The 8,027-nt window shown below is 67.7% G+C and carries 8 protein-coding genes, 1 pseudogene and 1 riboswitch; of the genes and pseudogenes, 1 reads left to right on the forward strand and 8 read right to left on the reverse strand.

The window, feature by feature from the left end:
- Positions 1 to 72 precede the first annotated feature (72 nt).
- Together tig and AB0J09_RS48580 are read right to left on the reverse strand one after the other, a co-directional pair.
- On the reverse strand, positions 73 to 1,452 hold the full coding sequence (gene tig / locus AB0J09_RS48575) for a trigger factor (RefSeq protein WP_360707466.1): 1,380 nt from the start codon (positions 1,450 to 1,452) through the stop codon (positions 73 to 75).
- A gap of 200 nt (positions 1,453 to 1,652) precedes the next feature.
- A complete protein-coding gene (locus AB0J09_RS48580) occupies positions 1,653 to 2,519 on the reverse strand; it encodes a helix-turn-helix transcriptional regulator (protein WP_360707469.1) in 867 nt (288 codons plus the stop codon).
- Between the two features lie 233 nt (positions 2,520 to 2,752).
- On the opposite strand from AB0J09_RS48580, the gene AB0J09_RS48585 reads away from it, so the two are divergent.
- Positions 2,753 to 3,229 (forward strand): ATP-binding protein, encoded by a 477-nt coding sequence (locus AB0J09_RS48585; protein ID WP_360707472.1) that lies wholly within the window; start codon positions 2,753 to 2,755, stop codon positions 3,227 to 3,229.
- A 351-nt stretch (positions 3,230 to 3,580) separates the two neighbouring features.
- On the opposite strand, the gene AB0J09_RS48590 is transcribed toward AB0J09_RS48585, so the two are convergent.
- The 6 genes and pseudogenes from AB0J09_RS48590 to AB0J09_RS48615 all read right to left on the reverse strand — a co-directional run.
- Complete coding sequence (locus tag AB0J09_RS48590) at positions 3,581 to 4,081, reverse strand: DinB family protein (RefSeq protein ID WP_360707474.1); 501 nt, start codon at positions 4,079 to 4,081, stop codon at positions 3,581 to 3,583.
- 11 nt (positions 4,082 to 4,092) lie between these two features.
- The gene (locus AB0J09_RS48595; protein WP_360707477.1) at positions 4,093 to 4,815 is read right to left on the reverse strand and encodes a hypothetical protein; all 723 of its coding nucleotides are present in this window, start codon (positions 4,813 to 4,815) and stop codon (positions 4,093 to 4,095) included.
- Positions 4,812 to 5,216, reverse strand: a complete 405-nt coding sequence (locus AB0J09_RS48600; RefSeq protein WP_360707480.1) for a DoxX family protein — start codon at positions 5,214 to 5,216, stop codon at positions 4,812 to 4,814. Before AB0J09_RS48600 ends, AB0J09_RS48595 begins: the two co-directional genes overlap by 4 nt.
- Before the next feature lie 225 nt (positions 5,217 to 5,441).
- Complete coding sequence (locus AB0J09_RS48605) at positions 5,442 to 6,398, reverse strand: hypothetical protein (RefSeq protein ID WP_360707483.1); 957 nt, start codon at positions 6,396 to 6,398, stop codon at positions 5,442 to 5,444.
- Between the two features lie 5 nt (positions 6,399 to 6,403).
- Positions 6,404 to 6,544: riboswitch (cyclic di-AMP (ydaO/yuaA leader) on the reverse strand.
- 64 nt (positions 6,545 to 6,608) lie between these two features.
- Positions 6,609 to 7,688, reverse strand: a complete 1,080-nt coding sequence (gene galT / locus AB0J09_RS48610; protein ID WP_360707486.1) for a galactose-1-phosphate uridylyltransferase — start codon at positions 7,686 to 7,688, stop codon at positions 6,609 to 6,611.
- Positions 7,685 to 8,027, reverse strand: a pseudogene (locus AB0J09_RS48615) (DeoR family transcriptional regulator); the annotation flags it as partial. The gene galT and the pseudogene AB0J09_RS48615, both read right to left, overlap by 4 nt.

An 8,027-nucleotide genomic window follows, 5' to 3' on the forward strand; every position in this document is an offset into this window, starting at 1 on the left:
GGCCGGTTCGGGGGCTCAGGACCGTGACCGCCCTGGCACGGGCCTCAGGGCCCGCGCCGCCGGCGGAAGAGGTTACGCCTCCGGCTTGTCCTCGTCGGCCGCGGGCTCCTCCTCCACGACCTCCTCACCGTTGATCTCGGTGTAGATGGCCTTGAGGTCCACCTCGTTGCCCTCGGTGTCCACGACCTTGGCGGCGTCACCCAGGACGGCCTTGGCCTTGTCGCGAACGATCTCGACCATGGCCAGCGTGAGCTGGTCGTTGTCGGCCAGGTGCTTGGCCAGCTCGTTCGGCTGCACGCCCATCTCCATGGCGCGGCGCACCACGAAGTTGGTCAGCTCCTGCTCCGAGACGCCCAGCTCCTCAGCCTTGACGATCTTGTCGAGCACGAAGCCGACCTTGAGCGCCCTGGCGGAGTTCGTGTCGAACTCGGCGAAGCGCTCTTCCTCCGTCGTCTGGTAGAGGCGGAAGAAGGCGTCGCGGCTCAGACCGCTCTCGGCCACCTGGTGGTCGAGGTTGTGCTTGCGGGCGTCGACCTCGGCCTTGAGCGCGCTCTCCGGCAGCGGGATGTCGATCTGCTCCAGCAGCGTGTCGAGGGCCTTCTCGCGGGCCTGCACGACCTGGTCGATCAGCTTGTTGCGGCGGGACTGCTCGCGGATCTGGGCCTTGAGCTCGTCGAGGGTGTCGAACTCGCTGGCGAGCTGGGCGAACTCGTCGTCCAGCTCGGGCAGGACCTTCTCCTTGACCGACTTGACGCTGATGATGACGTCGGCGTTCTCGCCGGCGTTCTCGCCACCGACCAGCTCGGTCTTGAAGCTCTTCTCCTCGCCCGCGGACATGCCCTCGAGCGCGGCGTCGAGGCCCTGGAGCACGGAGCCGGCGCCGACCTCGTACGAGACCTCGCTGGCCTGCTGCTCCTCGATGTTCTCGCCGTCGATCTCGGCACGGAGGTCCATCACGACGAAGTCGCCGTTGGCGGCCGCGCGCTCGACGCCGGTCAGCGTCGCGAAGCGCTGGCGCAGCGAGTCGAGCTGCTTGTCGACGTCCTCGTCGGAGACCTCAGCGGAGTCGACCGTGATCTCGAGGCCCTGGTAGTCGGGCACGTCGAAGTTGGGCCGGATGTCGACCTCGGCGGTGAACTCGATCTGCTCACCGTCGTCGATCTTCGTGACCTCGATGTCAGGCTGAGCGACCGGGAACACGTCGGCTTCGTCGACGGCCTGTCCGTACAGCTTGGGCACCGCGTCGTTGAGGGTCTCCTCCAGCACCACCGCCCGGCCGAAGCGCTGCTCGATGATGCGGGCCGGAACCTTGCCAGGCCGGAACCCGGGGACGCGCACCTGCTGCGCGACCTTCTTGTACGCCGCATCCATGCTGGGGCGCAGCTCGTCGAACGGCACCTCGACAGTGAGCTTGACCCGGGTCGGGCTTAGCTCCTCGACAGCGGTCTTCACGGAATGGTCTCCTTGATCAAGCTACGAGTGATCGCGGGCGCGTCCATCGGTACGGCCCACGCGCCGCGCCCACATGAGCGGTGTTGGGCATGCTCCGCCACGGCGGGATCCAACGCCGAAGGCCAGTCTAGGGCAGATGCATACCCAACAACGACGCCGTCACCGCCACAAGTCGTCCGCGATCATCCGCAACTCGCCTGTCAGAACTCGTCCGCGATCGTCCGCAGCAGCCCGACCGTCTCGTCCGGGGTGGTGCTCACGGCGCAGAGCCGCTCCATCACCTCGGTGTATCGGTCCACGTCCTCGCGCTTGTCGAGGTAGAGCGCGCTGGCCAGTTGCTCGACGTACACGACGTCGGGCAGGTCGGAGTCGGGAAAGCGCAGGATGCTGAACGCCCCGCCCTCCGCGCTGTGCCCGCCGAAGCTGAACGGCATGATCTGGATGGTGATTTTGGGCTGCCGCATCAGCTCGATGAGGTGTTCGATCTGGGCCCGCATCACCTCGAAGCCGCCGATGGGGCGCCGTAGCGCGGCCTCGTCGATGACGGCCCAGAAGACGGGCCCGTCCGCCCTCTCGAACATCCGCTGGCGCTCCAGCCGGAGATCCACCCTCCTGGAGATCTCCTCGGCCCCGATTCCCGCCGACCCGGCGGTCACGACAGCCCTTGCGTACTCCTTGGTCTGCAAGAGTCCTGGCACGAACTGGACTTCGTAGGTCCTGATCCTGGCGGCGGCCTCTTCAAGGCCGACGTACGCCTGGAACCACGTGGGCAGGACATCGTTGAACCGGTGCCACCAACCCGGCTCGTTGGCGGTGGCGACCAGGTCGAGTACGGCGGAGCGGGCCTGCTTGTCCACGACCCCGTACAGGGTCAGCAAATCCGCCACGTCGCGTTCCTTGAACCCCACTCGGCCCAGCTCCATGCGGCTGATCTTGGATTCCGAGCCCCTGATGAGGTGGCCGGCCTCCTCGCGAGTGACGTTCTTTGCTTCCCTGAGCTTGCGCAGCTGGGAGCCCAGGAGGATGCGCAGCGCCGTCGGTCCGGAACCCGGCTGGTTCTGCGTCACTTTGCCTCCTATCAAGGTCCGCACACACAGTGACACCACATTGCCGGGTATGACAAGGTCTCAACCTCGTGTCCGATTAGGAGACTAATGCCCCAAAACGCCGCTTGCTGCTGCACAATGCAACTGCACGTGCATTTGGGTCTTGCAGCTGCCGCGATCGTGACCCATGATGGCTTAGTGCATATTGGGCCAAACATGCACTAACTTGGGCTGAACGGGGAGGTATCGGCGGCATGGTGGAGGATCCTCTGGCCACTGCCGATGCTTTGCAGATCACCCGCGAGGTGGGTTTCGACCGCCTTCTCATGGGCGGCAAACCGTACACGACCTCGTGCCCGTTGCCCTTTCAGGCCGACTCCGTGAAGACCGCCAGGGACGTGACCCGCTCAACCCTACAGGGGTGGGGGCTGCACGAGCTCAGCGACGACGCCGCGCTGGTGGTCTCGGAACTGGTGACGAACGCGGTCCGCTACGCGATGTACGCGGCGGGGCGGCGTGAGATCGAGCTCTTGCTGATGCGCGTACAGCCGCACGTGCTGCTGGCCGTGGCGGACCCCAGTGACGAGGTGCCGCGCCCCAAGGAGCCGGACTTCATCTCCGAGAACGGGCGCGGTCTCTACATCGTCGAGACGTACAGCCAGTGCTGGGGCTGGGACCCCCTCGCCCGCGGCGGCAAGGCCGTGTGGGCGCTTTTCCGCACCGAGGCTTAATTTTCACACCAAGCCTTGATTCATCCGTTACGGCGGAGCCGACATACGCGCCACCCGCCGCACGTGGCTGAGGACCTCCAGGAGAACGGCCGCTGACCGGATGCCGGTCAGCCGCCGTTACGTGCGCCCCGTGGGCCCACTCCGTGGTCAAAAGCATTGACCACGCCACGCCGCCCCACCGGGACCGCTCACCACGCCACGTGCCCACCCTGTATCGGGACCACGGCGAGTCCAGCGGGCCGTAGGCACGCAGTGCGCCGGCCAGCCCGAGGGGCTTCCCCAAAAAGATCTTCAAAAGCCTGGACCGTAGCTGAACGCGTGACCCCGCCGCTTGGGCGTACGCGTGGGCCGTCACTCGCCGGTCGCCCCGTCGATACGCTCGCGCAGGAGGTCGGCGTGGCCGTTGTGCCTGGCGTACTCCTCGATCACGTGGACGATGATCCAGCGGTGCGCGCAGTCCTGCCCGTTGCGGTCGCCGACGGCGTCCAGCGGCTTGGCGGCCGAGATGGCGCGGGCACGCTCGACCTCCTCCTCCCAGGTCGCGAAGGCCTCCTTCACAGAGGCGGTGTCCACCTCGTTGAAGTCGGCGTCGTTGTCGCGATCCTTGTCCCAGAGTTTGGGGATGTCCTCCCCGTTCAGGACACGGCGGAACCAGACCCGCTCGACATGCGCCAGGTGCCTGACCAGGCCGAGCAGGGACAGCGTCGAGGGCGAGGCGGAGCGCAGGCGAAGCTGGTCGTCCGACAGGCCCGCGCATTTGACGGCCAGGGTGCCGCGGTGCCATTCAAGCCAGTTGTTCAGAACGGTCCGCTCGTCGCCGGTGAGGGGTGGGGGGATCCGGGTGTCAGTCACGAGGTCTGACCTTATCTGGCCTGGAAGTGGCGATGGACACCCTCTCGTATGGTTTCGTCCTTGACGTTGCGGACGAAGTCGTCGGGGGTGTCACCGCAGAGGGCTCGTAAGTCCGCGGATTCGTCGAGGAGTGACTGGATCAGAGCTCGCTGGGGCGTCAGGCGCCGGGGCCTGCCCGCGCCGTCGGCCAGGCAGCCGTGCCTGCCCTGGTAGACGAACGGTGGCGGAATCCGCCGGCCCGACTCCAGGGTCGCGGGATGGGTGAGCGGACGCCGGTGGTAGTTGGGCTCGGTCAGGTCCAGCGCGGCGAGCTGCCGCTCGTCCAGCCAGAGCACGAACAGCTTGGACGTCTCGCCGGGGGTCTCCACGGGCGCGGCGGGCACGTACCCCCACCTGCTCACATGGGCGGACACGCCCGGGGCGATGCCCCGCACGTCCGCGACCGTCATGGGGACGATCGGGCGCACCCCGTGGTCGATGAACTTCCTGCGCAGCTGGCTGGGGGCGGCGTTGGAGCCGACGGCGGCGACGCGGTGGCGCGCGTGCGAGCGGCCGTGCCGCGCCAGCAGGGCGCCCAGCGTCTCGTGGCCCGCGTGCCACTCCGCGGGGCGCCTTCCGGCGACCGGCCGCAACGGCACGTACGCGTCGTCGACCAGGACGCCCGAGGTCGCCGGGATCCGGCCGGGATAGGTGAGCGGCTGGGAGATCGGGTCGTCCGCGAAGAAGTCCGTCATGCGCCGCTTATCCGCGCCCACAGCCGGGCCGTGCTGGCCCTGCGCCCCCAGGCGATCGCGGCGGAGAGCACGAGCAGGGCCAGCGGCAGCACCACGCCGCCGCCCGACACGAACTGCTCGGTCAGCGTCGCGCACACCATCAGGACGACGAACGCCAGCGCGGCGGCTCCGGCCAGCGGCGGCACGAACAGCGCCACTGCGCCCGCCGTCTCCAGCACGCCCACCAGGTTGCGGAACCAGTCGCCCCAGCCGATCGCCTCGAATGTGGAGGCGGCCGGCTCCGCGTTCGAAAACTTGCCAATAGCCGACATAAGGTACAAGCCTGCCACAACCGCCTGGAGAACCCAAAAAGCGATGTTGCGGACGCGGCCGGTGGCGCCGGTCTTCTGTGCGGTGGTCACGATTGCCTGCCTCCCTTGGTCTGATGCCTCCGACGCTAAGGCCGGGCGCCGGCCGGGAGAATCGATCTAGGTGCCCGGCAGGGGTGCACCTAGGTGCAGGGCGGGCTGCTCGTCACGCGCATGGGGTAGAAGCACGGCCGCGCCGCCGAGTTGCTGCGCCATCCGGGTGGCGCTGCCTGCGAAGGGTGCGAAAGCAGCACATCAGATGCTGTTCGCCCCCTTTTTTCAGTTCATCGAGATGTGCACGTGGTCGTAGTGGTTCTCGGTGATGCTGCCGCGGTCCGACATAGCCCGCCAGCCCGAGCCCATGTTGATGCGCTGCTTCCAGATCACGTACTTGACGCCGAGCTTGCCCTTGTTCTTGAGTGCCCAGTCCGCGATGCGGTCGCCCAGGGCGTTGTTGATGGCCGCCGGCATCGTGCCGCCGGTGCTCATCATGAAGTCGCAGGCCCGCCCCAGCGGGTGCTCTCCGCTGGAGCCGGAGCGGAAGCAGCCCACCTCGTACGGCAGCTTGAAGTTCTTCGCCACCTCCGCCTTCATCAGCCGCGTGCGGGCCGTGATGTTGTCCGAGCCCGTGGGCAGCTCCGGGGCCCAGCTGCCGTTCGAATTGCGGCCGGGGCCGAACGGCACCAGGTCCTGGAGCTTCTTCTGGATGTCCTTGATGACGTCCTGGGCCTCTTGGCGCTGCTTGGCCACGTCCTTCGCGTCCGCGCTGATCTGGGTGGCGAGCGCGGCGGCCTGGTCGGAGGCCTGCTTCTTCTCGTCGCGGGCCTTGGCCACGCCCTGTACGACGGCCTGCTGCTCGGCCGTGAGCTGTTCGAGCAGGGCCATACCGGGAGCGTTCTGGGACAGCAGGATGGCGGGCACCGAGGGGTCGTGGTTCTGGTAGCGCATCCTGGCGATGTCGGCGACCCGCTGCTCGGCCGTGGCCAGCGTCTGCTCCGCGGTGGCCAGGCGGTCCTTGGCGGCCTTGGCGGCCTGCTGCGCCTTGGCCAGCTCGACGCGCTTGAGGTTGTACTTCTCGATGAGCTTGTCAACCCTGCTGTTGAGCTGCTTGAGCTGGGCGCGGAGCTCGGTCTCCGAGGGCTTGGGGGCCGCCGACGCCACGGTTGCCGGGAGGACGGCGATGACCGCGGCGGTGATGAGACCGATGGCAAGCGTCACGGGGGACGGAGCCGCCACGTGGATGTTCCTCTCCCTCTGCCGGCCGGGTTAGCTGACGGGTTCGGGCGTGGAGGTGCCCTACCGACACGTGGTCGGATTCACCCCAGAACGAGGTGGGTCCCCGGCTCCCGGGCGACACGCCCGGGATTAGGCGTGCAACGGCGGTTACGGCCGGTGCAAATGGGATGCTAGTGGTAGATCACGAGTAATGCGACCCTAATTAGAAATCTAATAGTGATCTACTTGTGATCGAAGCATACGCGCGGCCTCCTCCGGCAGCACGTCGTTCACGAAAGCACCCATGGCCGACTCCGACCCGGCCAGGTACTTGAGCTTCCCCGGCGCCCGCCTGATGCTGAACAGCTCCAGGTGCAGGTACGCGAGCTCGCGATCCCGCCGCACGGGCGCCTGGTGCCAGGCCGAGATGTACGGCATCACGAGGCCGAACAGGCCGTCGAAGGCCCGCAGCACCGAGGTGTAGAGCGGCGCGAACGCCGAGCGCTCCTCCTCCGACAACGCGGCCAGGTCGGGCACTTGCCGGTGCGGGTAGATGTGCACCTCGTACGGCCAGCGCGCGGCGGCGGGCACGAACGCCGTCCACAGCTCGTTGGAGGCCACCACCCGCGTCCCCTCGGCCCGCTCGGCGGCCAGCACGTCCGCGAACAGGTTGCCCTTGGTGTAACGCCTGGCCGCGGCGAGCTGGAGCTTGGTCCTGGGCGTGATGTACGGGTAGGCGTAGATCTGGCCGTGCGGGTGGGCGAGCGTGATACCGATTTCCTCGCCCCTGTTCTCGAAGCAGAACACCTGCTCCACGCCCTCGATCCCGGACAGCTCGGCCGTGCGGTCGGCCCACGCCTCCATGACCAGCTCCACCTGGTCGCTGGAGAGCCGGGAGAAGGAGGACGAGTGCTCGGAGGTGAAGCAGACGACCTCACACCTCCCCGCTCCCGGGCGAACATCGCTCAACCCACCCACGTCCTGATAAGTCCCGAAATTGCCGGAGAAGGACGGGAACCGGTTCTCGAACACCACCACGTCGTAGTCGTACGCCGGGATCTCCGACGACCGCGTGTCCGACGACGGGCACAGCGGGCACTCGCTCGCCGAGCCGGTCGGCTGGAACGTGCGCGTCTGCCGGTGCCCCGCCATCGCGATCCACTCTTCGGTCAGCGGGTCGTAACGCAGCTCGGAGGCCACCGGCCTGGGGTCGAGCGTCCGCCGGTCGATCGCGCTCCTGTCGGCGTCGTCACGCCGATCGAAATAGATCAGCTCTCGGCCGTCGGCCAGGTGGGTGATGGTGCGCTTCAAGGAGAGCCCTCCGCGATGATCAGTTCTCCGGCCCGTTCGGCCAGCTCCGTGCGTGCGTCCTCGGCTAGCCCCGCGTCGCTGATGACCACGTCGGCCTCGCTCAGCTCGGCGATCGTACTGATGCCGACCGTGTTCCACTTCGTGTGGTCGGCGGGGATGACCAGTCTGGTGGCGGCCGCCACCAGCTCCCTGTCGGTCTCCGACTCCAGCAGGTTGGGCGTGGTGAACCCGGCCCGCACGCTCATCCCGTGCACGCCGAGGAACAGCGTGTCCACGTGCAGGCGGCGGATCGCGGCCACGGCCACCGGACCCACCAGGGCATCGGACGGCGTGCTCACG

It is taken from the genome of Nonomuraea sp. NPDC049784 (assembly GCF_040659615.1).
Lineage (GTDB): Bacteria > Actinomycetota > Actinomycetes > Streptosporangiales > Streptosporangiaceae > Nonomuraea.

Excerpts from the sequence above, each read along its gene's own strand:
- AB0J09_RS48585 (WP_360707472.1), top strand. The coding sequence starts at position 2,753 with ATGGTGGAGGATCCTCTGGCCACTGCCGATGCTTTGCAGATCACCCGC.
- AB0J09_RS48595 (WP_360707477.1), bottom strand. The coding sequence starts at position 4,815 with ATGACGGACTTCTTCGCGGACGACCCGATCTCCCAGCCGCTCACCTAT.